The organism is Nocardia bhagyanarayanae (genome assembly GCF_006716565.1).
GTDB lineage: Bacteria > Actinomycetota > Actinomycetes > Mycobacteriales > Mycobacteriaceae > Nocardia > Nocardia bhagyanarayanae.
In genome coordinates this window covers 326,162-352,910 of record NZ_VFPG01000002.1, presented here as the reverse complement: position 1 = coordinate 352,910, position 26,749 = coordinate 326,162, and the positions used below count along the sequence as shown (strand labels likewise).

The window sequence follows — 26,749 nt, the reverse complement described above, 5'->3', positions numbered from 1 at the left end:
TCGTCGTGTCCCGGCGCGTCCCCGTGTTGTCCCCACGGCCGCGTGGCGCAGCGCCTATCGTTGGGATTCATGCCCACCATGCCAGAGCGCATTCCGGCCGACGGGGAAGCGGCGGCGCTCATCGAGCGCGTCGACCCCGAGATGGTCGCGCTGACCTTCGTGGACAACGCGGGCATCACGCGGGTGAAGGCGGTACCGGCCGCGCGGCTGGAACACGCGGCGCGCTTCGGCGTCGGCGTCTCGCCGTGTTTCGAGACCTTCGGTTTCGACGATCTGATGACGGTGGGCCGCTATCTCGGCGGACCCGACGGGGACCTGCGGCTCGTCCCCGACCTCGCCGCGCTCACCGAACTCGCCGGTCAACCCGGCTGGGCGTGGGCGCCCACCGACAAGTACACCCAGGACGGCACGCGGTTCGCGGCCTGTCAGCGCGGTTTCGCGGAGCGGCAGGTTGCGGCGGCGCGGCAGGCGGGATTGCGGCTGTCGATGGCCTTCGAGACGGAGTGGGCGCTGGGCCGCGCCGAGGACGAGACCGGCTTCACCCCCGCGATACGCGGACCCGGTTACGGCCTCGTCCGGCTCGGTCGAGTGGCGGAGTATGCGCGCGAATTGGTAGGTCTACTGATTCAGCAGGGCCTCCGGGTCGAACAGTTCCACCCGGAATACGCGGTGTCGCAGCTGGAGATCTCCATCGCGCCCACCGAGCCGGTCGCGGCGGCCGACGCGGCGGTGCTGCTGCGGCATACGATACGGCAGCTCAGCGAGAAGTACGGCTGGCGCGCGACGCTGGCGCCCTGCCTCTTTCCTGGCGGCGCGGGTTCCGGTGCGCACCTGCATTTCTCGGCGCACGACGAACGCGGTTCGCTGTTCGCCGACGGGCCGGGCCCCTATGGGATGAAGGAGCAAGGCGCGGCGTTCCTGGCCGGCGTGCTGCGGGAACTGCCCGCACTGGTCGCGATCGGCGCCGGGAATCCGGCCAGTTTCCTGCGGCTGCAACCCTCCCGATGGGCGGGGATCTGGCAGTGCTGGGGACGTGAAACACGCGAAGCGGCAGTGCGTTTCGTCACGGGTGTACGCGGTACCGAACGCTGGGCCGCCAATGCCGAGGTCAAATGCTTCGACGGGACGGGCAATCCCTATCTCATCGTCGGTGCGGTGATCGCCGCCGGGCTCGCGGGTATCGCGGCGGGCTTGCCGCTGCCCAACGAGATCATCGGCGATCCAGCGACTTTCGGAAAGAAGAACCAGGTGCCCAGGCTGCCGACCAATGCCGCGGAAGCGGCCGAGCATTTGGCGGCCTCCGCGGTGCTGGCCGAGGCGATGGGGCCCGAACTGCACGACGCGCTGCTCACCGTGCGGCGGGCCGAGGCTTATCGCTACCGTGACGCGACTCCGGAAGAGCTCGTCGAACTCACCCTCTGGCGGTTCTGATGGCCGGCTGGCTGCCGGTCGGCGCGGCTGCACGACCCGTGGAGGGCGCTGATCATGCTCACCGATGACGTCACGCTCACCGACCACCACTGCCACGGCGTCACGGCCGCCGACCTGGACCGTCCCGGCTTCGAGGCGCTGCTCGGCGAAGGACCGCGCGGCAGCTTCGACTCCGCGCTCGGGCTCGCGGTGCGGCGCTGGTGCGCGCCGGTGCTCGACCTGCCGCCGCACACCGGGGCGGACGCATATTTAGCGCGCCGCGCCGATCTCGGCTGGCGAGAGGTGGCCGCGCGACTGCTCGGCGCGGCGGGGACGGCGCGCTGGCTGGTCGACACCGGACTGCCCGGCGGACTCACCGATCTCTCCGAGTTCGGCGAGCTGGCCGGTGGCGAGGTCGGCGAGATCGTCCGGCTCGAGCAGGTCGCCGAACAAGTCATCGCGGAGGTCGGCGGCACCGCCAAGGTCTTCGACCGCATCGAGGCCGCGGTGCGGGAACGGGCCGCCGGCGCGGTCGGACTCAAGACCGTCGTCGCCTATCGAGTCGGCCTCGATTTCCCGCTCACGAGCACGCCCCCGCCCACGCTCGCGCCCGAACACCGCCTCACCGACCCCGCAACGCTCGGCTGGCTCGTCGGACTCGGCGCCCGGCTCGGCGCGGAACTGGGCCTGCCGCTGCAAATCCACACCGGCTTCGGCGACCCCGACCTGCGCCTGCACCGCGCCGACCCGCTGCTGCTCACCGACTTCCTGCGCGCGAACACCGGCCTCACCGTCGTGCTGCTGCACTGCTGGCCGTTCCACCGCAACGCCGCCTATCTCAGCCACCTGTTCGAGCACGTCCACATGGACCTCGGCCTCGCCATCCCGCACGTCGGGCGTGGCGCGCGGGCCGTGCTCGGCGAAGCGCTGGAGCTCGCGCCCTTTCGCTCGTTGCTGTACTCGTCGGACGGATACGGTCTTCCGGAACTGCACTACCTCGGCGCGGTGCTGTGGCGCGAAGCGCTCGGCAAGTTGGTGGACGAATGGCTCGGCGACGATGTCATCACGATCGCCGACGCCGAAGCCCTCGTCTCCCGGCTCGCCCACGGGAACGCGGAGCGGATCTACCCGTCTTCGGATACTTCGCGGAAACCCAGGCCGCGGTAGAGCGCGATCGCCGCGACACGGAAATCCTCGCGGCCACGATCGTCGAAGGCCGAACTCGAGACCGGTAACAGTTCGGCTCGGGAAATGCTCGCGAGGTCTCCACTGCCCGAGGTGGCGAGCGTGACGCCGTTGGGCAGGTGATATCGGTCCGTCGACCCTGCTCAGCTCGACTTCGAAACGCAACTGGCGCGCCGAACCGCTCGCACCGCTGCTGCGAATGCCGGGTAGGTCCGGCGCCCGAATTGGAGATAACGATTTGTGTCCGCCTCGGGCTCGGATCCCGCGTCGCGGCGACGCTGCTGTGGACCGTCGGCACCGGGTGACGGCGCGTTTTAATCGGGTGCGATGCGGTCAACCAGTCTTTACGGTGGAATCATCGAGAGAGAAAGAAGGTAGACCGATGTTTCCCGTCGAGCTGCGCGGCACCCGGGCGCAGACGCTGATGTGGGCAAACGAGCACGATATCGAGCCTGCCGCGCTGCGGCAGCTGCGGAACATCGCGCAACTCGAATGGGTGCACGGGGTGCGCGTGATGCCGGACGTGCACCTGGGTAAAGGGGCGACGGTCGGGTCGGTCATCGCGATGAAGAACGCGGTGGCGCCCGCGGCCGTCGGTGTCGACATCGGCTGCGGCATGGAGAGCGTGCGGACTGACCTGACCGCCGCCGACCTGCCCGACAACCTGCATTCGCTGCGGTCGCGGATCGAGGCCGCCGTGCCGGTGGGCTTCCACGCGCACGACGACCCGGTCAACGTGGGCAAGATCGGCGCGGAGGCCTCGGCGCTCGGCGCGAGCACTCCGACGTTGCGTTCGGGGTGGAATCGGTTCTGGCGTTCGTTCGACACCCTCGACAAGGGTGTGAGCGCGCGGGAGTCCAAGGCGCACAAGCAGATGGGCACCCTCGGGGGAGGGAATCACTTCATCGAAATCTGCCTGGATCAGGACGACACGGTATGGATCCTGCTGCATTCCGGTAGCCGCAATATCGGCAAGGAGCTCGCGGAACGGCACATGACCGTCGCGCGTGCATTGCCGCACAATGTCGACCTTCCGGACCGGGATTTGGCGGTATTCCTTTCCGGCACTCCGGAAATGGATGCCTACCGCCACGATTTGACCTGGGCGCAGGAGTACGCGGCGCGTAACCGTGCGGTGATGCTCGCGCTGGTATGTCGTGCCGTGCGCGACGAATTCTCGGGTCGGACCGTGCGTTTCGACGCCCCGATCTCCTGCCACCACAACTATGTGGCGGAGGAGATTATCGACGGTATGCCGATGCTGGTGACCCGCAAGGGCGCCGTTCGCGCGGGCGAAGGTGATCTGGCGCTGATCCCGGGCTCGATGGGTACGCGCTCGTATGTCGTCCGGGGCAAGGGAAATCCCGACTCGTTCCAGTCGGCCTCGCACGGCGCGGGCCGCCGGATGAGCCGGAACGCGGCGAAGAAGCAGTTCACCGTCGCGGACCTGATCGCCCAGACCGAAGGCGTCGAGTCCCGCAAGGACGCCGGTGTCGTGGACGAGATTCCGGCCGCCTACAAGGACATCGACGAGGTCATCGCCGCCCAGCGCGACCTGGTCGATGTGGTGGCGACGCTGCGTCAGGTGCTCTGTGTCAAGGGGTGAGGTCGGCGTCCGGCGTGCGCGATGGCCTCGGGGGTGTTCGCCGTGAGGCCATCGCAGGCAGGATCTCGAGCCGAGCGCACGGTCGACACGGCGAGGCAGTCGCGCGCCGAGATCAGCGGCGGCGCAGGGTGCCCGCGATGCCTGCGCCGACGAGTAGGACGCCCGCGAGGAAGATGCTGCCGTTGATCACCCAGGCGTGGACCGCGAGGCGGGTTTCCGCGGAGAGTAGTGGTAGTTCGTCGATCAGGCGGAATGTGTCGTCCGGGAACAGGAAATAGACGATGCCGGGGAAAACGCCCCAGACCAGACCGGCCACGATCGTGCCCACGGGCGAGTAGGCGGCGAGTGCGGCTACCAGGAGGAGAAGCGCTGCGCCGCCGAGGATCTGGAAGGTCGAGCCGAGTCGGTCGGCGGTGTCGCCGAGGATCACCCACTGCGTGGTGTCGGCGGCGCCGTGCGCGGCCAACGCGATCCCGATCGGCGTGACCACAACCCGATCAGCACGGCGACGAGCGTCCGTCCGACGTTCCCGCTCGTGCGGAACTGCGCGCCTGGCGGGGCCCAGTTCGGTGGCGGCTGGTACTGATACGACATCGTTCGCCTCCTGCGATCCCGCCACTGCCGTCCATTGTCGCCCTGCGGCACCGCTTTTCGAGCGGCCACGGAGTACCACGATGATCTCGCAGACGCACCGGTTCGGTGGCGGATCGGGAGTTCGCGGGTCTCGTCGGTGGGCCCGCCGGAGCGGCACTTCACCGCGCGGGCTCTGTCGGCCTCGGCGCACTTCGTCCCAAGACGGCGTCGCGACTGGCGCATGAACAAGAGTGCCGCGGGCGGTGCGTCGCTCGTACTCCGCGGCCCTCAGCGGGCAGGTGCCGGACGAACGACACCACAGCGGGCGCCGGGCGGTGCGCCGTGTTGTCTACTCCGTACTCCGCGTCACTTGGTCCGAGGACGGAGTACTGGCTGCCTGCGGCAACGACAGCGCGGCGGGCGGTGCGCTGTCGCATGTGCACCTGCATGCCGCCGCGGCCCGTCCGAAGAACAGCAGCGCGGCTGCCGCAGGAACGACGGCGAGCGGTGGACCGTCCCCTTTCCCGGTACCTCGCGGCATCTACCCGACGAACGGCGTCGTGGCTGCCGCACGACGGACAGCGCGATGGGCGGGCCCGTTCTGTCTCGCGAGAGGGGCGGGCCGCGGAAGGTGTCGGTGGTGTGGGGCACGATGGAGCGCGTGACCACCGCCGAGGAGAGTTTCGCGATCGACGGCACCACTTCCGACCTGCGGGAGCGGGCCGAAGCACTGTTGCGCGAGCTGGCGGGGGCGGGGGCGCGGCTACGCGAGGATCAGTGGACCGCGATCGAGGCGCTGGTAGTTCACCGGCGACGGGCTCTGGTCGTGCAGCGCACCGGCTGGGGTAAGTCGGCGGTGTACTTCATCGCGGCGAAGTTGTTGCGCGCCGAGGGCCGGGGTCCGACCGTGATCGTGTCGCCGCTGCTGGCACTGATGCGCAATCAGGTGGCGGCGGCAGAGCGCGCGGGCGTGGTCGCGGCGACAATCAATTCGGGCAATGTCACCGAATGGGACGAGATCCACGAGCGGGTCGCCCGTGGCGAGATCGACGTCCTGCTGGTGAGCCCGGAACGGTTGAACAACCCGGACTTCCGCGATCAGGTGCTGCCGAAGCTGGCCGCCGATGCGGGGCTCGTGGTCATCGACGAGGCGCACTGCGTTTCCGACTGGGGCCACGATTTCCGCCCCGACTACCGCCGCATTCGCACTCTGATCGCCGATCTCGGTTCCGACGTGCCGGTGCTCGCCACCACCGCGACCGCCAACGACCGCGTGGTCACCGACGTCGCGACCCAGATCGGCACCGACACCCTCGTCCTGCGCGGCACCCTCGACCGGGAATCGCTGCACATGTCGGTGGTGCGCTTCGACGACCCGGTGGAGCGGACGGCCTGGCTGAGCGGCCACCTGCACCGCCTGCCCGGTTCCGGCATCGTCTACACCCTCACCGTCGCCGCCGCGCACGACCTGGCCGACGTGCTGAACTCGCACGGCCACAACGTCGCGGCCTACACCGGTCAGACCGATCCGGCCGAACGCGAGGCGCTGGAATCGGCGCTGCTGCGCAACGAGGTCAAAGCGCTCGTCGCGACCTCCGCGCTGGGCATGGGTTTCGACAAACCCGATCTCGGGTTCGTCGTGCACGTCGGCGCGCCTTCGTCGCCCATCGCCTATTACCAGCAGGTGGGCCGCGCGGGTCGCGGTACCGAACGCGCCGAGGTGGTGCTGCTGCCCGGCCCGGAGGACACCCGGATCTGGAGCTACTTCGCCTCGGTCGCCTTCCCGCGCGAGCACATCGTGCGCAGCGTGCTCGACGCCCTCGACCACGACCGCGCGCTCTCCACCGCCGCGCTCGAACCGCTGGTGGAGCTGAACCGTTCCCGCTTGGAGATGGTGCTGAAGGTACTGGACGTGGACGGCGCCGTGCGCCGGGTGCGCGGCGGCTGGATCGCCACCGGCGAGCCATGGGTCTACGACACCGAGCGCTACGAACGGCTGTCCGCCGCCCGCGAGGTCGAACAGCAGGCGATGCTGGACTACCAGTCGACCACCGGCTGCCGGATGAACTTCCTGCGCCGCCAACTCGACGACCCCGGCCTGCCCGCACTGGACGGCGAAGCCCCGGGCTGCGGTCGCTGCGACAACTGCACCGGTACGCGTCCGGACGCCACGGTGGACGCCGATGCCGTCGTGGCCACCCGCGCCCGCTTGGACCGCCCCGGTCTGGACCTCGCTCCTCGCAAACAGTGGCCGACCGGCATGGCCAAGCTCGGCATCCCGCTGTCCGGCAAGATCAGCGACGGCGCGGAGACCGGCCGCGTCCTCGGCAGGCTCACCGATCTCGGCTGGGGCCAGCGCCTGCGCGCACTGCTCGACGCACCCGACGATCCCGTGCCCGACGCCGTCTTCGACGCCTGCATCGCGGTCCTGCGCGACTGGGATTGGTCCACCCGGCCGACCTCGGTCATGGCACTCGCCCCCGACCGCCATCCCGTGTTGACCGCGACCCTCGCCGCGCGCCTGGCCGAGATCGGGCGCCTTCGCGATCTCGGTACGCTCCCGACCCGCCCCGGCCACCCGCCGGTCTCTGCCGCCAACTCCGCCCACCGGGTGGCGGGCCTCTACGACTCGTGGGACGTGCCCGACCTTTCCGGGCTCGACGGGCCGGTGCTCTTGGTCGACGCTCTGACCGATACCGGCTGGACGCTCACACTCGCCGCCCACGCGCTTCGGCGGGCGGGGGCGCCTGCTGTTCTTCCGTTCGCCTTGGCTTCGGTCACGTAACCGCCTCGGCTACGCAAGCGCCTCGGCGCAGTCTTGGGGCGCCCGTCCTCGGTGTTCCTTGTTGCCAGCTGAGGCTTTGCAGGCGTTTCGCCGGGAGGCGCGCGTCGTCCGGACTTTGTGAAATGGGCCGGGGCCGGAGGGGCGCCGCGCGGTACGCAAGCGGATGCGTTGCACTGTCGACAGGCAGTTGGTCTGTGCTGGCCGAGGGTGGACGAGGTACGGCTGGTTGGGTGGCCGGTTGCGCTGTGTGACGTGATGCCCAGGGATTGTCCGGTCCAAATGGCTTGGCCTACCCAGGTATTCCTCGAACGGTGCTGGGCACGTCGTGTGCCGTACCCGGCTTACCTCCCGCTGTCGGGTGCGCGGTCCAGGCTTCCGGCCGGGTCGACCGGCTGTGGTTGCGTTTTGAAGTGGCGATGTGGGGTGGTTCCGTTGCGTTTGTCTAGGGGGCTACCGCCATTTGACTACCGTCGATAGAGAAATGGATTCGACGGTAGTCATATGGCGGTCAGTTGATCTTGGTAAGCCACCATTTGACTACCGTCGATTTTGCGGGTGGGGGCGCCTGTCCTGCTGCCTCGTCTGGAGATATTCGCGGGTCATGTATCGCTGCTGCTAAGGGCCATTGCCCAGCCCACGAACTTGCTGGCACGGTCCCCAGCCTGCGAATTTGCTGGCACGGTCCCAGCCTGCGAATTTGCTGGCACGGTCCCAGCCCGCGGACTTGCTGGCACGGTCCCAGCCCGCGGACTTGCTGGCACGGTCCCAGCCCGCGGACCTGCTGGCACGGTCCCAGCCCGCGGACCTGCTGGCACGGTCCCAGCCCGCGGACCTGCTGGCACGGTCCCCAGCCCACTGGACCGCTGGCACCGTCCGCCAACACACCGCCTGCCCACCTCAGACTGCCCGCACCCCACCAACCCGCAGCCAACTCCCTAACGCACCCACCACAAACGCAACCACAGCCGGTTGACCACGCCGGAAGCCGAACCTTCGCCAACCGACTGCGGGAGGTAAGCCGGGTACGGCACCTACGCGCCCAGCACCGTCCGAGGCAAACCTGGGGAAACCGCGCCCCCTTGCACGCACAACATCCGGAACCCCGTCCCCAAAAGCCGCCAGCGCCGAAAGCTCCGCCAACTGCCCAGCTCTGGCACACAGCCTCAACCCGTATCCGACTCCGAAACACCGCAGCGCCCCCAACGCACCGACCTCGTGCGAACAGCAGCAGCCCGAAGCCAACCGGGCACGAGCCGACCACCTACAAACTCAACGTCGCCCGCAGACTCGCATCCAGCGACTCGGTCTCCGCAGCAGTCAACTTGCCCAGCTTTTCGGCGAGCCACGGCCGATACGCACGGTGCAGTTCGAGCGCGTCCGCCCAGCCGTGTTCGGTATAAACACCCAGCACATGGCCCGGATCGGTGGCGACGACGGGAACCACGTGCAACCACCGGTACGGCGAGATGATGACGGCCGGGTCGGAGACCAGCACCACTGTGCTGCGGCGCGGGAACGGCGTGCCGTCGCTGAGGGTCGGTGCGTAGCTCCAGATTTCGCCGCGTCTCATGCGGCACCGCGGGAGCGGCGGCGGGCGTCGGCGGCGGCGGACTCGGTGAGGTCGAGTTCGTCTTGGGCGGCGGCCCGGTCGGCGTCGTCGTCGACGGGGAGGCTGGTGAGGCTTTCGTGCACGAGGGCGGTCCGCAGGGAGGCGTTGATCAGGGAGGAAAGGCTGCGGTTCTGGCGCTCGGCGGCCTGCTTGGCCCATTCGGCGACCTGGGGATCCAGGGTCACCGTGATGCGCGTCGCCTTGCTCATACCTTCATGCATACCAGAAGGATGCAGCGCACGACACCGCCGCGATCTGCGGACTTTCGACCGGCCGCGACCGGTCCGCCCCATTAAGCTCGCAGCGTGGCCAGCAAGTCCTCGACACCCGCCGTCGAGCTGGACGTCGGCGACCATACGGTGCGAATCTCGAACCCGGATCGGGTGTACTTCCCCGAGACCGGCGCGACCAAGCTCGACCTCGTGCAGTACTACCTGAGCGTCGGCGACGGCATCGTCAACGCGCTGCGCGACCGTCCGTGCATGCTGCACCGCTTCCCCAAGGGCCTGGCCGGCGACAAGGTGCATCAGAAGCGCTTGCCGCAGGGCGCGCCGGAGTGGATTCCGACGGTCCGGGTCTTCTTCCCGCGCTACGGCCGCCACGCCGACGAGCTGTGCGTGCGCGAGCTGGCCGATGTGATCTGGGCTGTGCAGATGTCGACGGTCGAGTTCCACCCGTGGAACTCCCGTCGCGCCGACACCGAACGTCCCGACGAGTGGCGCATCGACCTGGACCCGATGCCGGACTGTCCGTGGTCGCGGGTGCAGCGGGTGGCGGGGGTCGTGCACGAGGTGCTCGACGAACTCGGCGCCGTCGGCTGGCCCAAGACCTCCGGCGGCAAGGGTCTGCACGTGTACGTGCGGATCGCGCCGGACTGGGGCTTCGCCGAGGTACGAAGGGCCGCACTGGCTTTCGCGCACGAGGTGGAGCGCCGGGCCCCCGACGACGTCACCACCACCTGGTGGCGCCGCGATCGCGATCCGAACCTGCTGTTCGTCGACTACAACCAGAACGCACGCGATCACACCATCGCCGCGGCGTACTCGGTGCGCGGCGTGCCGGAAGCGACCGTCTCCACACCGGTCCGCTGGGACGAGATCCCCGACATCGACCCGCGCGACTTCACCATGAAGACCGTGCCGTTCCGCTACGCCGAGGTGGGCGATCTGCACGCCGGGATCGATGACGCGGTGTTCGCCATCGACCCGCTGCTCGAATGGGCAGACCGGGACCGGATCGAAGCGGACCTGCCGGAGGATGACTCGTAGGGACGCGCGGACGGGCGTGCGCACAGCCTCCTGGTGCTAACGTCGCGGTGGCGAGCAGTCGGTCCATGTGCGGGCCGCCGGTACCGGGTGAAGGAGGTCCGCGATCATGAGTGAGCGCCGGGGAGCGAGCCGACGACACAGCGCACCGTCGCGCCCGACTGTCAGCGAGGCGAGGTCGTGAGCGAGACGGTAGTACCGATCGCGATCGGCCCCACCCAGCCCGCGCCGACCTTGCTCGAGAAGGCGGTCACCGAGGGTGGCGCGACGCTGAGCGACCTCGCCGACGCCAGGGCGCTGATCTGGGCGGGCGGCCCGGGTGAGTTTCCCGAGCGGCTGCCCGACTCCGTCGAGTGGGTTCAGCTGCCCGCCGCCGGCGTCGAGGACTGGTTCACCGGAGGCTTGATCGCCCGTCATCCGAAGGTCCTTTTCACCTCCGCCGCAGGCGCTTTCGCCGCGAGCGTGGCCGAGCACGCACTGATGATGCTGCTCGCCGGGGTTCGCTATCTGCCCGAACACCTGCGCGCGGGCAGTTGGCGACAGCAGGACTTCTTCCCGCACGTCGGCACCCTGCGCGGCAAGACCGTCACCATCGTCGGCGCGGGCGGCATCGGTCGCGCGCTCATCCCGATGCTGGTGCCGCTCGGCGCGCACATCATCGCGGTGAATCGGTCCGGACGACCGGTCACCGGCCCCGGCATTCCGCCGACCGTCGAGACGATCTCCGCCGAACACGTGTCCAAGGCGTGGCCGCGCACCGATCACGTGGTGGTCGCCGCGCCCGCGACCGCCGACACCCAGCACCTGATCAGCGCCGACGTCCTCGCCCGGCTGAAGCCCTCCTCGTGGGTGATCAACGTGGCACGCGGCAGCCTGGTCGACACCGACGCGCTGGTCGCGGCACTCGCCTCCGGCGCGATCGCCGGCGCCGGACTCGACGTCACCGACCCGGAGCCGCTGCCCGACGGACACCCACTCTGGGTCCTGCCGAATGCCATTGTGACGCCGCATGATTCGAATCCACCGCAGTTGCGCTTCGCGGCCTTCGCCGACCACGTCGAAGCGAACGTCGTCCGCTTCGTCGAGGGACGCGACCTGCTGGCCCCGATCGATCCCGCACGCGGCTACTGAGTTCCCGCCGCTCGAGGTCGAACGCCCCGGCCGCCCCGCGCGCGGTTACCGAGGCTCCCCACCGACCACCGCTCGAGGCCAGACGCCCCGGCCGCCCAACTGAGCCCAGCGCCGCACCGCCAAACCCAATGCCGTCCTGCCGCCCTGCCACAGAAGACCGCCATTAGCACGGCGCGGCCACGAAAGCCGACACCCGAGCCGCCGCGGCTCGCGCGTCGAGCGACGCCGCCCGCGCGTCCGAGACGCCGACACTTGCCACTGACTCGACGCACGAGCCCCGCTCGGCTACGAAAGGCGGGAACCGAACGGCGCCGCCCGCGTCCGGACGCCACCGTGGCTCACCACCAGCCGCCCCACGTAGGCGCCTCCGGCACAGGACACCGACGCCGCCGGGGCCGAGGCAGCGATGTCCGTCCCACTCGATCATGCCGATCCTCGCGCGCCGACTCGAGCCCAGCGCCACCCAATTCGCCATTGACAAATGGCACATTACAAGATGATCCTTAACTCCATGACAAGGTCAACGAAGACCTCGGTCCCCGGCGTTCCGGCCGCGCCCTCGCTGCGCGCCGGGCTTGCCGCCGCGGCCGCCGAGTATGGATTGCGGCCGCTGAACTGCGCGATTCCGCTCAACACGCCGGGTATCTGGTTCGCGCGCAAGCTGATCGCGACAATCATGGCGGCGGGTGGGCCACCGCCGCCGGGCACGATTGTCAGCCAGGTACGCGCAGGTGCGGTGCGGGGCGAATGGGTGCGCGCCAACGGTGTCGAGTTCGGAAAGCGGGCGATCTACTACGTCCACGGCAGCGGATACGTCCTGTGCTCGGCGCGGACGCATCGAGGGCTCGCCGCGCGGCTCTCTCGCGAGACCGGTCTGCCGGTATTCGTCATCGACTACCGGCTCGCGCCCGAGCACCGTTTCCCCGCCGCGGCCGACGACGTGGCCGCGGGCTACCACTGGCTGCTGCAGCGCGGCTTCGCGGCGAAAGACATTGCCGTCGCCTGTGATTCGGCGGGCGGCCATCTCGCCCTGGATCTCTTGGTGCAGAACGGGACTCGATCGGTACCGCAACCCGCCGCCGTGGCGATGTTCTCCCCGCTGCTCGACCTGACCCTGACGCTCGCCGCGGAACAGGAACGGTGCAAGCGCGATCCGGTCATCTCCGCACGCGCCGCCGCTCGGTTGCCCCGCCAATACACGCGCGGCCTACCCGCCGACACACCGCGACTACGGCTCACCGTGCCCTCGGGCATCGAGTTGCCGCCGATCCTGGTGCAAGCCGGTGGCGCCGAGATGCTCAGCGCGGACGCCCGGCGACTGCACGAGATGGTGCGCGCCGCGGGCGGCGCCTGCGAGCTGGAGATCTGGCCGGGACAGGTGCACGTCTTCCAGGCGCTGCCCCGACTGGTTCCGGAGGCCGACCTGGCCCTGCGCCGGGCCGCCGAATTCCTCGGCGCGGCATCGGCCGCGCGCACCGATGTGGAACAGGTGAGCTGAGATGTTGGAAAGAATTGTGCCGCTGAGCCTTCGAACGCGCCGCAGTCATGGCGCACGGGCCGTGGTGACCGGTGCGGGCAGCGGCATCGGCCGCGCCTTCGCGGTCGAGCTCGCGGCCCGCGGCGGTCGGGTGATCTGCGCCGATATCGACCAGGCGCGTGCCGAGGAGACGGTCGCCCTCATCGAGCGCACCAGGCCCGGCGCGGCGCACACCTTCCGCTGCGATGTCTCCCGGCGCGCGGACGTGGAGGTTCTCGCCCGTTTCGCCGAGTCCGTCTTCGACGAGCCGGTCTCGCTGGTGATCAACAACGCCGGCGTCGGCATCGGCGGCAAGCCGGTGGGAGCCATCGGTTTCGCGGACTGGGAATGGGCGCTCGGCATCAATCTGTGGGGCGTGGTGCACGGCTGTGAGATCTTCACGCCGATGCTGCGGGAGGCGGGTCGCGGCGGCATCATCAACGTCGCCTCAGCTGCCGGTTTCGCGGCCGCACCGTCCATGGCCGTCTACAACACGTCCAAGGCGGCGGTGCTCTCGCTGTCCGAGACCATGGCAGCCGAACTGGGCGGCAGCGGGGTCGCGGTCACCGTGCTGTGCCCAACCTTCGTCAAGACCAACGTGGCCAAGGACGGTCGCATCACCGCGCAGTCCCAGAAGCTGGCCGAAACCCTCATGCGCTGGACCGGTTTCACCCCGGAACACGTCGCACGCGTCACCCTCGACGCCAACGATCGCGGCAGCCTCTACGTCCTGCCGCAACTCGACGCGCACCTGGTCTGGCGCCTCAAGCGCTACTTCCCCGCGCAGTACACCTTCGTCCTCGGCCTGCTGGAACGGCTGCTGCCGCAGGACGATTCGACCACACCCGACCGCCCAGCGGTCACCGACAGGACAGGAGTCTGACATGGCCGCCATCGCTATGGACTTCGAGGACATGCTCCGCAAGATCAAGGACCGCCAGTGGGCCCTTGCCGACATCGACTGGGACGGCCCCGGCGCCGAAACCATCACCCCGGAACTGCACGCCCGCCTGAAGCCGTTCATGGCCGACCTCATGTGGATCGAGAACGTCGGCGCGCGCGGTTTCGCCGCCATGGCCAAGAAGGCGCCCACCGAGACCCTGCGCGAGATCTACCGCTACTTCCACGCCGAGGAACAGAAGCACGCCAACGCCGAACTGGCGCTGATGCGCCGCTGGGGCATGCTGGAGGGCGACGAGATCCCGCAGCCGAACGTCAACGTCAAGCTGGTCATCGACTTCTTGGACAAGTACTCCGACGACATGTCGCTGTCGTTCCTCGGCACGGTGATCCCGATGCTCGAGGTCGCGCTGGACGGCGCGTTGGTGAAGTTCATCATGGACGAGATCGAGGACCCGGTCTGCCAGGAGGCGTTCAAGCGGATCAACGCCGACGAATCCCGGCATCTGGCCGTCGATTTCGCTGTGATGGATCTGCTCGGACACGCCGAGATGCGCAAGCTGCTCATCGAGCTGGTCGGCGGCTGGGTCAAGCCGACCTTCCTGATCGGCGTGCTGAGCTATGTGCCGCTGCTGAACAAGATGCGCGACAACATCGTCGCGATGGGCGTCGACGAGAACAAGCTCTACAAGGCGCTCGAGCGCTACCGCAACGTGGGCGAGCGCAGCGAATTCGCGCGCAGGCTGCCCATGTATCAGATCGTGAAGATGCACGGCGGCTGGGTGGTTAACCGGGATCACCCGTATCACCTGCTGGCCGACGCCCTGGTCAAGATCACCGCGCGGGTGCCGAAGCGGTTGCTGCGCAGAGATCCCACCTGGGCCAAGGAAATCACCTACGAGCCCGCCGCATGAGAGGCGACGCCATGACCAACGCACAGACGCTCGACGTCGCGGTGATCGGCGGCGGCTTCGCCGGTATCGGCGCCGCGATCCGGTTGAAGCAGCACGGCATCGAGAACTTCGCCATCCTGGAGCGCGGCACCGCGCTCGGCGGCACCTGGCGCGACAACACCTATCCGGGTGCGGCATGCGATATTCCGTCGCGGCTCTACTCCTACAGCTTCGCGCCCAACCCGAACTGGTCGCAGACCTATTCGGGCAGCGCGGAGATCCTCGGCTACATCGAGTCGATGGCGGCGCGGTATCGGCTACGCCCGCACGTCCGATTCGGTTGCACCGTAACGGGAATCTCGTTCGACGAGGACGCGGGTCTCTGGGACGTCGCGATCGAGGGCAACGCCGCTCCGGTGCGGGCACGTGCCGTCGTGCTCGCCTCGGGACCACTGTCCAATGCGGGCTTCCCCGACATCCGCGGGATCGAGACCTACGAGGGGCACAAGATCCACAGTGCCCGTTGGGATCACGACTACGACTTCACCGGCAAACGGGTCGCGGTTGTCGGCACCGGCGCGAGCGCGGTGCAGATCATTCCCGAGCTGGTCGAGAAGGCGGCCTCGGTCAAGGTGTTCCAGCGCACGCCGGGGTGGGTGCTGCCCCGGGTGAACCGGCGGACCAACCCGCTCACGAAGAGTCTGTACCGGCACGTGCCCGCGGCGGAGTCGCTGGCCAGGCGCGCGTGGTTCTACGGACACGAGTCGGTGGCGCTCGGCGTCGTGTGGAACACCCCGCTGACCCGCGTCGTCGAGCTGGTCGGACGGGCCCAGCTGCACCGGCAGGTGCGCGATCCCTGGCTGCGCCGCCAGCTCACGCCGGACTTCCGCGCCGGGTGCAAACGCCTGCTGATGACCGACGACTACTACCCGGCGTTGCAGCGCGACAACTGCAAACTGATCACCTGGCCGATCGCGCGCCTCGCCCCGAACGGCATCCGTACCGCGGAAGGGGTTGAGCACCAAGCGGATTGCATCGTCTTCGCGACCGGTTTCGAGGTGTCCAAGGCCGGGACCCCGATCCCGATCGTCGGCCGCGAGGGCCGGGTGCTCGCCGAGGAGTGGTCGCGCGGCGCGTACGCCTACAAGAGCGTCGCCGTGTCGGGCTATCCGAATCTGTTCTTCACCTTCGGACCGAACTCCGGACCGGGCCACAACTCGGCGCTGGTGTACATGGAGGCACAGATCGACTACCTGGTCCGGGCGATCGGCACCATTCTGGACCGCGACCTGCGCATGCTCGACGTCCGCAGGGATCGCCAGGACCGGTACAACGAGACCATCCAGCGCAGGCTCACCGCGACCACCTGGAATTCCGGCTGCCACAGCTGGTATCTGACCGACGACGGTTTCAACGCCACCATGTATCCCGGCTTCGCGACGCAGTACGTCAACCAATTGCGCAGCCTGCGGCTCGAGGACTACCACGTGGTGTCGGCCGACGCGAGCACGCGGGCGGCGCGGATCGCGGCGGTCTCGTAACGGACCACCGTCCGACCCGCCGGAACGACACGAGTCCGGCGCGCGCCCACGCCGGTGCCGCCGGGCTCGTCTCGATAGACTCGGTCTTTCGACGATCAAGGTCGCGGCCGTCCGATGCGCCGCGGCGGGCGAGGAGGTGAGCGCGGTGGCCGAGTATCGGATCGACGATCTGGCTCGCGCGGCGGGCACCACCACCCGCAACGTGCGCGCGTACCAGGAGCGGGGCCTGCTGCCGCCGCCGATCGGCAAGGACGGCCGCGCCAGCATCTACGGCGAGGCGCACCTGGACCGGTTGCGGCTGATCGACGCGCTGTTGCAGCGCGGCTTCACCACCGCGCACATCGCCGACTTCATCACCAGCTGGGAGACCGGCAAGGATCTGACCGAGGTGCTCGGGCTGCAACACGCCGTCACCGCGTCGTGGGCCAAGGCCGAGACCTTCGAGGTGCCGCGCGAGCTGATCGACACGCTGCTCGGCGCCGAGTCCGCCGACCTCGTCGACCGGTTGACCGAGATGAAGCTGGTCCGCGTCGAGGGCGAGACCGTGGTGTTCACCGACACCCACCTGCTGGCGTCGTTCGCCGAGCTGCACGAGTACGGCCTGGAACTGCGCACGCTCATCGAAATCTACGCCAAGGTCGCCGACCGGATCGACGACATCACCCACATCATGATCACCGCCGCCAAGCAGCACATCATCGACGAGCACGGTCCGGGCTGGCTGCCGCAGACGAGCTCCGAAATCGCCGAGACCACAACGATGTTGAACAAGATGCGGGAGCTCGCCACCACCTCGGTGCACGCGACCCTGGCCCGTTCGCTCGATGTGACGCTGCGCCGCGAACTCGGCGACTACCTGGCCACCGCCGCCGAGCGGGAAGCCAAACGCACCGGCAAAGGCGCCTGACTCAGCGCCGCGCGTAGAGCGCCGCCGCGCCGATGTATCCGAGAAGCGTCAACCCGAGACACCACAGCACCGCGGCGACGGCCTGCCCTCCCCCGCCGACCGTGAGGAAGGCGCGCACGGTGCCGATCACGGGTGTGGCGGGCTGGTTCTCGGCGAACCCGCGCAGCCAGCTCGGCATGGTGCCGATCGGGACGAAGGCGCTGCTGATGTAGGGAACGAACATCACCGCGTAAGTGAAACCGCCTGCCGCCTCCGGGCTTTTCGCCAATACGCCGAGCGCGACCGCGATCCAGGTGACCGCGTGCACGAACAGCGCGATCACCCCGAACGCCGCCATCCAGTCGAACAGCCCTGCGCGGGAACGAAACCCGAGCGCGAAGGCGACCGCCAGCACGACGCCGACGGCCGCGAGATTCCGGACGACCCCTTCGCCCGCGTGCCCCGCCAGGAGCGCCTGCCGGAAGGCGGGCAGCGTCCGAAATCTCGCCACGGCTCCCGACACCATATCCGCCGAAACGGCCGTCGCCGTGATGGACGCGCCGAAACCCGTGCACAGCAGAATGATTCCCGGCAGCACATAGTCCAGGTAGGGCATGCCGACCTGGATCGCTCCGCCGAACACGTACACGAACAGCAGCATGATCAGGATCGGCAGCGCCAGCGAGATCACCAGGGTGTCGCGGCTGCGCACGGTGCGCCGCGCCGCGCGCCGGAACATGACAGCGCAATCCGCGATGGCCCGCCTCATCAGCCCCGAGCTGTGGCGCGGCTCGGCGGCGGCCGCAACGCGGACGGGATCATTCCGCCGCACGCTCGACGATATCGGCCGTATGCCGCGTCGCGTCCGAGTTCGAATGCAGCTGCACCGCTAAGCCTTTCGCCCGCTGACCGGTCTCCGGCGCGAGCAGCGTCCGCACGCCCTCGGTCAGCCGCTCGGCGTCCAGCCGCTGGAACGGCACATGCGCTCCGACCCCGAGCCGTTCGACCTGTCCGCCCCACATCGGCTGATCGAACGACACCGAGCAGACCAGCGTCGGCAAGCCCGCGCGCAGACTCTCGAAGGTGGTGCCGATCCCGCCGTGGTGCACGGCCGCGGCGCACAGCGGGAAGACGATGTCGTGCGCGAGCGCTCCGACGACCCGCACGTTCGGGCCGGTCTCGGCGTTCGCGGCGTCTAGATCGCTCCAGCCCGCGCTCACCAGCCCCCGCCTGCCGAGCCGTCCGCACACCTGCTCGACGATGGCCAGCACCGCGTGGGTGTCCCGGATGGGCATGCTGCCGAATCCGAAGTACACCGGCGGCTCGCCCTCCGCGATCCAGGCCAGCACCGCACTGTGATCAGCGGCGAGTTCACCGATCGCCTCGCGCGCCGACCGCTCGAGCGGCAGGAAGCCGACCAGCGGCCTGCGCTCACCCCACTCCTCGGCCAGACCGGGTACCAGCGCGCGGTCGTAGATTTGCACCTCCGGCACGCCGCGGCGATCGAGCATCGCGGCCGGGCTCGCCGCCGACCTGGGCAGACCGAGTTCGCGGCGCAACTGGTTGAGGTAGCGCAGGAACACCACGCGGCGCAGGTTCTCGGCGAGCGTCCAGGTGGCGCGGTTGACCGCGGCGGGCGGACGCCAGTGCGGCGGCAGCGCCCCCGGGAACGGATACGCCCCGTTCTTGCGGCCGGGAAAACCGTGCATCGTCACCATCGGCACCCCTATCGCCTCGGCGACCGACGCGGCCCGATCCTCCGTGAGCAACGTGGAGACGATGACATCGGCGTCCCTGCAGACCTCGATCACCTCGCGGTTCATCCGCTCGGCGTAGTCGGCCATCTGCTTGCCGACCAGCTGCATCAGCCGGAAACTGCTGCCCGCGGCCAGCGCGCGCTGGCCCTCGTCGGAGGCGTACAACTGCTGCACGTCCGGGCCGCACGGTGTCGCGGTCAGTCCGGCGCGGGCGGTGAAATCGACCAGATTCGGCGGTGCGCCGACGGTCACCTCGTGGCCGCGGCGGCGCAGTTCCAGTCCGAGGGCCACCGCGGGCTGCACATCTCCGCGGGTGCCGGTCAGCGGTATCGCCACTTTCATGCCGTCGCCTCCGCGCACTCGGCGGGAATTACCCTCATCGGACCTCCTGCGTCCGTACGGTGGTGGCCATGCACGTCGCGTTGTTCACCGACTTCCATCCCGCTACTCTCGGCGGGATCCAGACTTCGGTGAACGCCTTGCGGCGCGGCCTGGAACGGGCCGGTCACCGGGTCACGGTGTTCGCCGCGCCCACGCCGGAATCTACCGAACCCGACCCGGACCTCGTGGTCCTTTCGGCACTCACGGGCGTGCGGGTCAACGGATTCGCAATGGTGCTGCCGACGCCGGACAACGCCCGCCGCATCGACGCGGCCTTCGCCGACCGCGGCCCGATCGACATCGTGCACGTGCAGACCACCTACGGCGTCGCGATCGCCGGTCTGCGCGCCGCGCGCCGCCACGGCATTCCGGTCGTGCAGACGGTGCACAGTCGCGACGACGCGTTCATCCAGCACACCTCGCCGGCGCCGTACCTGTCCGCGCTCGCCGTGCGCCTGCTGCACGGGCGTTTCGTTCCGCACCGGAAGTCGCTGTCGCACAACGGAGAGTCACGGGCCGCGCGGCAAGCCTGGCACACGATGGTGAACCACGCGCGCGCCGCCGACCGGGTGATCGTGCCCACCGAACACTTCGCCGACCGCTTCCGCGCGCACGGGCTGGACCGCCCGATTCGGGTGATCTCCAACGGCATCGACGACGAACTGCTCGACAGGGCACGTGCCGCAACCGCTACGGCAACGGCCGATGACGCGAAACCACGTGGCAGCGCGGCTGATTTCACGCCGGAAACGGCAGGCCCGCTGCGCGTGCTGTGGTGCGCGCGTCTGTCGCCGGAGAAGCGGATCCTGGAGGCGATCGAGGCCGTCCGCAGGACACCGGGCTGCACGCTGGACGTGTACGGAAGCGGCGATCAGGAGGCGGCGGCCCGCGCGGCGATCGAGGCGGGCGACCTCGCGGACCGGGTACGCCTGCACGGCGGCGTTCCCCAACTCGACTGCCTCACCGCGATGGCGGCGCACGACGTATTGCTGTTCCCCTCCGTGGGATTCGACACCCAAGGCATGGCGCTGCTGGAAGCCGTGGCCATGGGGCTGCCCGTGGTGTACTGCGACCCCGATCTCGCGGAGACGGTGCCGCAGGGCGGCGGTCTCCGCACCCGTGACCCTTCGGTCGCTTCGATCGCCGCGGCGCTGCGCGATCTGGCCGCCGATCCGGCGCAGCTGATCCCGATGCGAAAGGCACTGAGCGACCACGCGGATACGGCTCGACAATCCCGGTTGATCGCGCAGGTGACCGCCGAGTACACCGAGCTGACGGCCGCTCGGAGCGACGATGGCGCCGCCTCGCTCGACGGCATCCCGACCGCGCCGGGCAGGCTCCCGCTGCTCGGCCACAGCCTCGCCGCGCTGCGCGGCGCACTGCCGTTCGTCGCCTCCCTGGCCGAGATCGGCCCGATCGTGCGCATCTATCTCGGGCCGCGCCCGGCCTACGTGCTGACCACACCCGAGCTGATCCGCGAGGTCGGCTTCGGCGAAGCCGGGTCGTTCCATCGCGAAGAGCTGCGTGAGGCGATGCACGAGGTGATTCGCGGCGCTTCGAATGTGCTCAGCGGGACACCGCACGAGCTGCGCCGCCGCATGATCGCCCCGGCGCTGCGCCAGCGCAGGCTGGCCGAATACACCGTTGTGGCCGCGGATCTGGCCAATGCGTGGGCCGACGCGCTGCCCGCGGACCGTCCGCTGAATCTGGTCGACGAGGCGCACCGGCTGGTCTTGGACACCATCTCGGCCACCCTGTTCACCGCCGATTTCGGCGCGGAGGCGAAACGCGAAGTGCGCGCGAATGTTCCGTGGCTGCTCGGACAGGTGATCCAGCGGGCCGCGTTGCCTCGAGCCGTACGGCGGCTGCGCGTGGTCGCGAATCGCCGCTTCGCCGCGAAATCCGCCGCGCTGCGCGGGCAGATCGCCGCCGTCGTCGCCGAATATCGCAAGTCGGACCGGGATTTCCACGACGTGCTCTCCGCCCTCGTCCGGCACACCGATCCGGAGACCGGCGCGCGCCTGTCCGACGAGGAGATCGTCGACGAGCTCATCCTGATGCTGGCGGCGGGCGTCGGCTCGACGGCCTCGATCATGACCTGGGTCTGGCACGAGACCATGCGCAATCAAGACATCGGTGACGAATTGCGCAGGGAACTGGACGATTTCGTCGCCGCCGGGCCGGTCCGGCCGGATCACCTCGTCGCTCTGCCCTACTTGCGGCTCGTGGTGCTGGAGACGCTGCGGTTCTGGGGGCCGTGGGTCAGCACGCAGACCGCGGACGGCCCGGTCACCATCGGCGGCGTCACCCTGCCCGACGGCGCGATGGTGGTCTACAGCCCGTACCTGGTGCACCACACCGAGCGCTACTACCCCGCACCGGAGACCTTCGATCCGGACCGGTGGTTCGCCGGACGGGTCGAGGAGATCGACAAGAAGGCGATCCTGCCGTTCGGCGTGGGAGCGCGGCACTGTCCGGGCAACAACTTCGCCGTCATGACGATCACCCTCGCGACGGCGGCGCTGTTCGCCCGCTGGCGGCCGGAACCGGATCCGGGCTACCGGGTGCGGCCGACCACCCTCGATTTCGTCCCTTCGCCCGCCGAGCTGCCGGTGGTTCTGCACCGCAGGTGAAGGCGCCGTTTCCGGGCATCTACCCGCGCTTCTCCATCGGATGCCCGGGCGTGCGACGTACCCTGCTCGACAAGTGTGTGCCGACGACCGACCGACGGAATGGACCGCTCATGGCCTCCGGACGACCCACGATGCCACCGCTCCCCCTGCTGCGCGCGGTCGACCGCTTCCGGGGCGCGCTCGCCGTACTGCACCGAAAACTGGTTCCCGGCCATATCGCGCTGATGGAGATGATGACCTCCGGCTGGCTGGCGCAGGCCATCGCGACGGCCGCCGAGCTCGGCATCGCCGACGAGCTCGCCCGCGGTCCGCGGCAGGGTGCGGAGCTGGCCGCCGCGGTGGGCGCCGACGAGGACGCGCTGCACCGGCTCCTGCGGCTGCTGATCAGCCACGGCATCTTCGCAAGGCGGCGCGACGGCGCCTATCGGCTGACCCCGCAGGCGCGGGCGCTGCGCAAGGACGCCCCGGTCTCGCTGCGCGACGCGTTCCTGTTCTTCGGTTCCGCCCAGCACCGCGCGCACTGGTCGCATCTCACCGACGCGGTGCGCACCGGCCTGCCGGTCGGCCCGGCGCTGGACGGGATGCCGTTCTTCGACTACGTGCAGTCCGACCGCGAGCTCGGCGAACTGTTCGACAACGCGATGACCAGCATCAGCACGCTCGCGCTCGAACCGCTCTTGGCCGCATACGATTTCGCGCGCTACGACACCGTCGTCGACGTCGGCGGCGGCCACGGTAGCCTGCTCGCCGAGATCCTGTGCCGCGCACCGCGCTCCCGCGGCGTCCTGTTCGATCTGCCCGAGGTCGTCGCGGACGCCGCGCCGTACCTGGCCGAGCGCGGCGTGACCGACCGCTGCTCCGTCACGGCCGGCTCGTTCTTCGATGCCGTGCCGGAAGGCGGCGACGCGTACCTGCTCAAACACATCATCCACGACTGGCCGGAGGACGAGGCGGACCGGATCCTGCGCACCCTGCGCACCGCCATGCCGCCCGACTCCCGGCTGTTGCTGGTCGAACTGGTACTGCCCGAACACAACAGGCCGCATCCCGGCAAGTACATCGACCTCGAGATGCTGGTCAACGCGGGCGGACGCGAGCGCACCGAGTCGGAGTACCGAGAGTTGCTGGCGCGTAATGGATTCACTTTGCTGCGCGTCGTGCCGACGGTGTCTCCCGACAACATCCTCGAAGCATGCCCGGCCGATCGATAGCTAGGTTGTGCAGAGCAACGCCTGGGCGATGAGCGCGACGTACAGGGCGAGAACGAAACCGACGGCGGGCAGGACCGGGTGATCCGGTTCGTCCGATCGCAGGAACCGCCACTCCCCGTAGACCGGAATCGACAACAGCGCCAGAGGTATCCACGTGATCATGGACCGCCAGCCGCTGTACTCCCACGGTCGGACCACCGCGAGCTCGACCGCCACGGCGAGCACGGCGAATCCGAGAATCGCGGCGATACTTCCCGCGACACCCAGCCGATTCGAATACAGGTGCTCACCCGGACGCCGTTCCCGCGCGGTCTTGCGCGCGAACTCGAATTGCAGAAACGCTGCCGCGAAGATCGCCACGACAGCGGCGGTCTGCCATCCGGCGGCGACTTCCCCGGTGTCGCTCGCCGAAACGAGGACATATGCGGCCACCAACAGTTGAACCGGATACGTGACAACGAGATTGAGCAGAATGTCGTCGCGCACAGCGGCCGAGCGCCGCTCCAAGGCCCACAGGAACACCCCGTACGCCAACACCACCGCGATCGCCACGGCGGAGGACACCGACAGACCCAGGCTCGCGCCGATCGCCCCCACCGCGATCACGCCCATGGCCGCGCGCAACTCACCCGCGCTCACCGCGCCGGTGACCAGCGGTCGGTCCGGATTGTGCACGCGGTCGTAGTCCAGGTCCTTCTGCTCGTCGACCATCCGCAGATACAGCAGCACGAAGGCGACGACGACGATGCGAAGCACGGTGGCCGAGCCCGGCCGCCACGGTGTATCCGGTTGGGACACAAGGGCGGCCGTGCCCTCGAGGGCGAGCACGAAGAGAATGCCGTACAGCAGATAGTGTGGCTTGTACATGACGGCGGTGAAGCGCGCGACGCGCCGCGCGGAGCCGAGCGGGCTCGGGGACCGCACGTCGCTACTCATGCCCGCCCCACCGGTCCCACGCGGTGACCTCGGCGGCGGGCAGCCGACGCGGCGTCTCCTTCGTAGGGCCCGGACGCAGGCGCGCGACCGGAACCAGCGCGACCTGGGTGACCTCGTCGAACGGAATCCCGAGCAGCTCGGCCACCTCGCGCTCGTAGGCCAGGTGAGCGGTCGTCATGGTGCCGCCGAGCCCCCGCTCGTGCAGGGCGAGCAGGAAACTCCAGACAGCCGGATAGATCGAACCGTAGAAGCTGGCCAGGTGCAGGGCCGAACCGGTCGCGGGCGGGCGGCCGAGCGAGCAGACCAGCACCAGCGCGGGCACCTCGTGCATGCGCTCGGCCAGATACCGGCCGGAGGCGAGATCGCCGAGCTGATCGGGTCGGGGTGTGCGAGCGGACAGATAGGCCGCGAAACCCTTGCGGTAGTACTCCGCGATCTGCTGCCGGCTGCTCTGGTCCCGCACGACCAGGAAGCGCCACGGTTGGCGGTTGGTGCCGCTCGGCGCGTGCACGGCGGTGTCGAGGCAGTCCAGCAGCTCCGCGCGGTCGACGGTGCGGCTGAGATCGAGCCGTCTGCGGAACGCGCGGGTCGTACGGAGCAGTTCGGCGGCGTTCATCGAGGCGGCGTTCATCGGGCGTCGGCGATGGTCTCGGAATCCAGAGCGTCCACGTCGAATTCGAGATCTACGCGGGCCGCGACGGCGCCCGCCTGGTGGATCTCGCAGTGCACGACGGTGGTGTCGAGTCCGGGTTCGGTGATCTCGACGACGCACTCGGCGGGCAGATCCAGTTCCACGAACCGGTCGAAGGTGCTTGCCACGCAGACCAATCGGGGCAGATCGCGCAGCACCATGCTCAGCGCGGTCTGCCTGCACGCCTCGATCAGCAAGCTGCCGGGCACGTGGTCGAGCTGGTGATCGAACAGGAAAGGGTGGGACAGGTCGGGGACCAGTGCGGCACGAGTGACGCGACCGTCCGTGTCCGGCGGCGCGATCACGACATTGCGCCAGTTCTCGCGGCCGACCGCCGCCGCCTCGGCACGCTCGCCGAGTGCCGCGGCGCCGTGGAAAGCACCGAGTCCCAGGCTTTCCCGGAACTGATCCCGCAACCCGGTCCACTGCCGCGGCGTTGTCCAGGAGAAGGAACCGTCGACGGTGAGCATCGCCTCGCCGCCGGAGAATATTTCCAGCACCATGTCCAGGCCGTGGAGCGTCTCTCCGCGGCGGTGCCTGCGCGGAACCCGCACGTGCATCACCAGATCGGCGGGGGCGATGCCGGTCTCCCACGCCGGGGTGTCCGAGCCGGTGCCGTTGAACGTTCGCACGATGAACGCCATATCCGCTGGCACACCGTAGAACTCGTGGGTCAGCGAGATCGCCGCCTGCCGCGCGGCCTCCATCACCAGCAGCGGATCGTGGCGTAGACCGAGCGATCCGGCGTGGTCGCCGTAATAGGCGTGCATGCGCGGCAGCTGGGCGCCGACCAGGAACGTGTCGGGCCCGATGGTGTCCAGCGAGGTGACGAACACCTCCGAGACCGCGCAGCGGTGCGCCAACTGCCTGGGAACGGTGCGGTTGTGCGTGGCGGTCTTCTCGACTGCCGCGTGTGTTGTCACGATCGGCCCTCCAACCATTCTCGCGCGGCCACCGGCGGCAGCGTCTGCGGTCCCGTACCGACCCGCATCGGAAGCACATACGACCCGAGCACCAGGACCGACCAGGGATCCAGCTCCGCGCCCGCGGCCCACGCCGAATACAGGAGCCGCGCGCCGTCCGCGTCCTCGGCCGCGTCGATTCCGGCGCGGCGCAAGTCGGCCAGGACGGTGCGCAGCGCGTCGTCCCGGTCGAAGCTGCGCGCCGGGACCCGCGCGTACAGGTCGGCGGCCAACGCACTGACCGCCGCCGTGCGATCCAGCCCGGCCGTCACCTGCGCGAGCAGGTCGGCGCGGGTGTGCTCGTCGAAGTAGATGGCCAGTTCGCGGAGCACGTCGGCCGGATCGTCGGGCGAGTGCACCAGGTTCAGCAAGAAGTTGTGCCTGCCGAGCAGGTAGCGCAGTTCGCCAGGCTTGCGCTTGCGCGGGTCGGTGGCGCCCTTGGCCTCGGTCAGGCGGATCGGCACGGGCAGCGTGTCGTCGGCGCCGTGCACGACGAGCACCAGTACGTCGGAGATGTCGACGAGCAGGTCGGCGAGGCGCCTGCGCTCCGGCGAGGCGATGTTCCACGCGAAGTACCACAGCGCGCGCACCAGGTGCCGGTTCACTCGCATCCGGTGCGCGGCTACCACGCGAAAGCCGTTGGCGGGCAACCATTGCAGCGTGGGCTCGACCGCGCGCGCCACGATCGCGTCCGGCTTCAGCAGCAACAGCGAATGCTGCCTGGCGAAAGCGACGGGATCGATGCCGAGCCGCTCGAGCTGGTCGACGGCCTCCTGCACGTAGGTGTCGTCCGCGTAGGCGTCGATCTTCGCCGCGGCGGGTGTCAGGCAGTCCAGCAGCGCGTGCAGCGACGCGCCACCCTGTTCCGCCGGCATCGC

General features: G+C 69.3%; 22 protein-coding genes. 13 read left to right on the top strand and 9 right to left on the bottom strand.

Annotation, left to right across the window (positions count from 1 at the left end):
• The first annotated feature begins 69 nt into the window (after positions 1-69).
• From FB390_RS28350 to FB390_RS28340, 3 genes are all read left to right on the top strand, one after another.
• Positions 70-1,431 carry a type I glutamate--ammonia ligase gene (locus tag FB390_RS28350; protein WP_141812309.1) on the top strand — a complete coding sequence of 454 codons (1,362 nt, stop codon included), beginning with the start codon at positions 70-72 and terminating at the stop codon, positions 1,429-1,431.
• 54 nt (positions 1,432-1,485) lie between these two features.
• On the top strand, positions 1,486-2,577 hold the full coding sequence (locus FB390_RS28345) for an amidohydrolase family protein (protein ID WP_141812308.1): 1,092 nt from the start codon (positions 1,486-1,488) through the stop codon (positions 2,575-2,577).
• Between the two features lie 400 nt (positions 2,578-2,977).
• Positions 2,978-4,201 (top strand): RtcB family protein, encoded by a 1,224-nt coding sequence (locus tag FB390_RS28340; protein WP_141813134.1) that lies wholly within the window; start codon positions 2,978-2,980, stop codon positions 4,199-4,201.
• Between the two features lie 112 nt (positions 4,202-4,313).
• On the opposite strand, the gene FB390_RS28335 is transcribed toward FB390_RS28340, so the two are convergent.
• Positions 4,314-4,691 (bottom strand): hypothetical protein, encoded by a 378-nt coding sequence (locus tag FB390_RS28335; protein ID WP_246124431.1) that lies wholly within the window; start codon positions 4,689-4,691, stop codon positions 4,314-4,316.
• A 735-nt stretch (positions 4,692-5,426) separates the two neighbouring features.
• On the opposite strand from FB390_RS28335, the gene FB390_RS28330 reads away from it, so the two are divergent.
• On the top strand, positions 5,427-7,559 hold the full coding sequence (locus tag FB390_RS28330; RefSeq protein WP_141813133.1) for a RecQ family ATP-dependent DNA helicase: 2,133 nt from the start codon (positions 5,427-5,429) through the stop codon (positions 7,557-7,559).
• A 1,261-nt stretch (positions 7,560-8,820) separates the two neighbouring features.
• Here FB390_RS28330 and FB390_RS28325 read toward each other — a convergent pair.
• Positions 8,821-9,129 carry a hypothetical protein gene (locus FB390_RS28325; RefSeq protein WP_141812307.1) on the bottom strand — a complete coding sequence of 103 codons (309 nt, stop codon included), beginning with the start codon at positions 9,127-9,129 and terminating at the stop codon, positions 8,821-8,823.
• Positions 9,126-9,377: a DUF6364 family protein gene (locus tag FB390_RS28320; protein ID WP_141812306.1), complete on the bottom strand. Its 252-nt coding sequence runs from the start codon at positions 9,375-9,377 to the stop codon at positions 9,126-9,128. Before FB390_RS28320 ends, FB390_RS28325 begins: the two co-directional genes overlap by 4 nt.
• A gap of 96 nt (positions 9,378-9,473) precedes the next feature.
• Between FB390_RS28320 and ligD the strand changes: the two genes are divergently transcribed.
• From ligD to FB390_RS28285, 7 genes are all read left to right on the top strand, one after another.
• Complete coding sequence (gene ligD / locus FB390_RS28315) at positions 9,474-10,436, top strand: non-homologous end-joining DNA ligase (RefSeq protein ID WP_141812305.1); 963 nt, start codon at positions 9,474-9,476, stop codon at positions 10,434-10,436.
• Between the two features lie 177 nt (positions 10,437-10,613).
• On the top strand, positions 10,614-11,564 hold the full coding sequence (locus tag FB390_RS28310; RefSeq protein ID WP_141812304.1) for a D-isomer specific 2-hydroxyacid dehydrogenase family protein: 951 nt from the start codon (positions 10,614-10,616) through the stop codon (positions 11,562-11,564).
• Between the two features lie 511 nt (positions 11,565-12,075).
• Positions 12,076-13,062: an alpha/beta hydrolase gene (locus FB390_RS28305; RefSeq protein ID WP_246124430.1), complete on the top strand. Its 987-nt coding sequence runs from the start codon at positions 12,076-12,078 to the stop codon at positions 13,060-13,062.
• Between the two features lies 1 nt (position 13,063).
• Positions 13,064-13,963, top strand: coding sequence for an SDR family NAD(P)-dependent oxidoreductase (locus FB390_RS28300; protein ID WP_141812303.1), 900 nt, complete (start codon positions 13,064-13,066; stop codon positions 13,961-13,963).
• A gap of 1 nt (position 13,964) precedes the next feature.
• On the top strand, positions 13,965-14,894 hold the full coding sequence (locus FB390_RS28295; RefSeq protein ID WP_425465926.1) for a ferritin-like domain-containing protein: 930 nt from the start codon (positions 13,965-13,967) through the stop codon (positions 14,892-14,894).
• Between the two features lie 11 nt (positions 14,895-14,905).
• Positions 14,906-16,414 (top strand): flavin-containing monooxygenase, encoded by a 1,509-nt coding sequence (locus tag FB390_RS28290; protein WP_141812302.1) that lies wholly within the window; start codon positions 14,906-14,908, stop codon positions 16,412-16,414.
• Between the two features lie 145 nt (positions 16,415-16,559).
• Positions 16,560-17,321, top strand: coding sequence for a MerR family transcriptional regulator (locus FB390_RS28285; RefSeq protein ID WP_141812301.1), 762 nt, complete (start codon positions 16,560-16,562; stop codon positions 17,319-17,321).
• 1 nt (position 17,322) lies between these two features.
• Here FB390_RS28285 and FB390_RS28280 read toward each other — a convergent pair whose 3' ends face one another.
• Together FB390_RS28280 and FB390_RS28275 are read right to left on the bottom strand one after the other, a co-directional pair.
• On the bottom strand, positions 17,323-18,039 hold the full coding sequence (locus tag FB390_RS28280) for an ABC transporter permease (protein WP_246124429.1): 717 nt from the start codon (positions 18,037-18,039) through the stop codon (positions 17,323-17,325).
• A 79-nt stretch (positions 18,040-18,118) separates the two neighbouring features.
• On the bottom strand, positions 18,119-19,399 hold the full coding sequence (locus FB390_RS28275) for a glycosyltransferase (RefSeq protein WP_141812299.1): 1,281 nt from the start codon (positions 19,397-19,399) through the stop codon (positions 18,119-18,121).
• Positions 19,400-19,467: 68 nt separating this feature from the next.
• On the opposite strand from FB390_RS28275, the gene FB390_RS28270 reads away from it, so the two are divergent.
• Complete coding sequence (locus FB390_RS28270) at positions 19,468-22,071, top strand: cytochrome P450 (protein ID WP_141812298.1); 2,604 nt, start codon at positions 19,468-19,470, stop codon at positions 22,069-22,071.
• A 131-nt stretch (positions 22,072-22,202) separates the two neighbouring features.
• Positions 22,203-23,282 (top strand): methyltransferase, encoded by a 1,080-nt coding sequence (locus FB390_RS28265; protein ID WP_246124428.1) that lies wholly within the window; start codon positions 22,203-22,205, stop codon positions 23,280-23,282.
• Here the strand turns inward: FB390_RS28265 and FB390_RS28260 are convergent, their stop codons facing one another.
• From FB390_RS28260 to FB390_RS28245, 4 genes are read right to left on the bottom strand one after another with little or no spacing between them, the layout of a single operon-like run.
• On the bottom strand, positions 23,283-24,218 hold the full coding sequence (locus FB390_RS28260) for a UbiA family prenyltransferase (protein WP_141812296.1): 936 nt from the start codon (positions 24,216-24,218) through the stop codon (positions 23,283-23,285). It abuts the gene before it with no gap.
• Positions 24,211-24,849 carry a nitroreductase family protein gene (locus FB390_RS28255; RefSeq protein ID WP_246124427.1) on the bottom strand — a complete coding sequence of 213 codons (639 nt, stop codon included), beginning with the start codon at positions 24,847-24,849 and terminating at the stop codon, positions 24,211-24,213. The genes FB390_RS28260 and FB390_RS28255 overlap by 8 nt, the downstream gene beginning before the upstream one ends.
• Positions 24,846-25,832, bottom strand: a complete 987-nt coding sequence (locus tag FB390_RS28250) for a ScbA/BarX family gamma-butyrolactone biosynthesis protein (protein ID WP_246124426.1) — start codon at positions 25,830-25,832, stop codon at positions 24,846-24,848. The genes FB390_RS28255 and FB390_RS28250 overlap by 4 nt, the downstream gene beginning before the upstream one ends.
• Complete coding sequence (locus FB390_RS28245) at positions 25,829-26,746, bottom strand: nucleoside-diphosphate kinase (RefSeq protein ID WP_141812294.1); 918 nt, start codon at positions 26,744-26,746, stop codon at positions 25,829-25,831. Before FB390_RS28245 ends, FB390_RS28250 begins: the two co-directional genes overlap by 4 nt.
• Positions 26,747-26,749 lie beyond the last annotated feature (3 nt).

Excerpts from the sequence above, each read along its gene's own strand:
- FB390_RS28350 (WP_141812309.1), top strand. The coding sequence starts at position 70 with ATGCCCACCATGCCAGAGCGCATTCCGGCCGACGGGGAAGCGGCGGCG.
- FB390_RS28345 (WP_141812308.1), top strand. The coding sequence starts at position 1,486 with ATGCTCACCGATGACGTCACGCTCACCGACCACCACTGCCACGGCGTC.
- FB390_RS28340 (WP_141813134.1), top strand. The coding sequence starts at position 2,978 with ATGTTTCCCGTCGAGCTGCGCGGCACCCGGGCGCAGACGCTGATGTGG.
- FB390_RS28330 (WP_141813133.1), top strand. The coding sequence starts at position 5,427 with ATGGAGCGCGTGACCACCGCCGAGGAGAGTTTCGCGATCGACGGCACC.
- FB390_RS28325 (WP_141812307.1), bottom strand. The coding sequence starts at position 9,129 with ATGAGACGCGGCGAAATCTGGAGCTACGCACCGACCCTCAGCGACGGC.
- FB390_RS28320 (WP_141812306.1), bottom strand. The coding sequence starts at position 9,377 with ATGAGCAAGGCGACGCGCATCACGGTGACCCTGGATCCCCAGGTCGCC.
- FB390_RS28305 (WP_246124430.1), top strand. The coding sequence starts at position 12,076 with ATGACAAGGTCAACGAAGACCTCGGTCCCCGGCGTTCCGGCCGCGCCC.
- FB390_RS28300 (WP_141812303.1), top strand. The coding sequence starts at position 13,064 with ATGTTGGAAAGAATTGTGCCGCTGAGCCTTCGAACGCGCCGCAGTCAT.
- FB390_RS28295 (WP_425465926.1), top strand. The coding sequence starts at position 13,965 with ATGGCCGCCATCGCTATGGACTTCGAGGACATGCTCCGCAAGATCAAG.
- FB390_RS28290 (WP_141812302.1), top strand. The coding sequence starts at position 14,906 with ATGACCAACGCACAGACGCTCGACGTCGCGGTGATCGGCGGCGGCTTC.
- FB390_RS28280 (WP_246124429.1), bottom strand. The coding sequence starts at position 18,039 with ATGTTCCGGCGCGCGGCGCGGCGCACCGTGCGCAGCCGCGACACCCTG.
- FB390_RS28275 (WP_141812299.1), bottom strand. The coding sequence starts at position 19,399 with ATGAAAGTGGCGATACCGCTGACCGGCACCCGCGGAGATGTGCAGCCC.
- FB390_RS28270 (WP_141812298.1), top strand. The coding sequence starts at position 19,468 with ATGCACGTCGCGTTGTTCACCGACTTCCATCCCGCTACTCTCGGCGGG.
- FB390_RS28265 (WP_246124428.1), top strand. The coding sequence starts at position 22,203 with ATGCCACCGCTCCCCCTGCTGCGCGCGGTCGACCGCTTCCGGGGCGCG.
- FB390_RS28260 (WP_141812296.1), bottom strand. The coding sequence starts at position 24,218 with ATGAGTAGCGACGTGCGGTCCCCGAGCCCGCTCGGCTCCGCGCGGCGC.
- FB390_RS28255 (WP_246124427.1), bottom strand. The coding sequence starts at position 24,849 with ATGAACGCCGCCTCGATGAACGCCGCCGAACTGCTCCGTACGACCCGC.
- FB390_RS28245 (WP_141812294.1), bottom strand. The coding sequence starts at position 26,746 with ATGCCGGCGGAACAGGGTGGCGCGTCGCTGCACGCGCTGCTGGACTGC.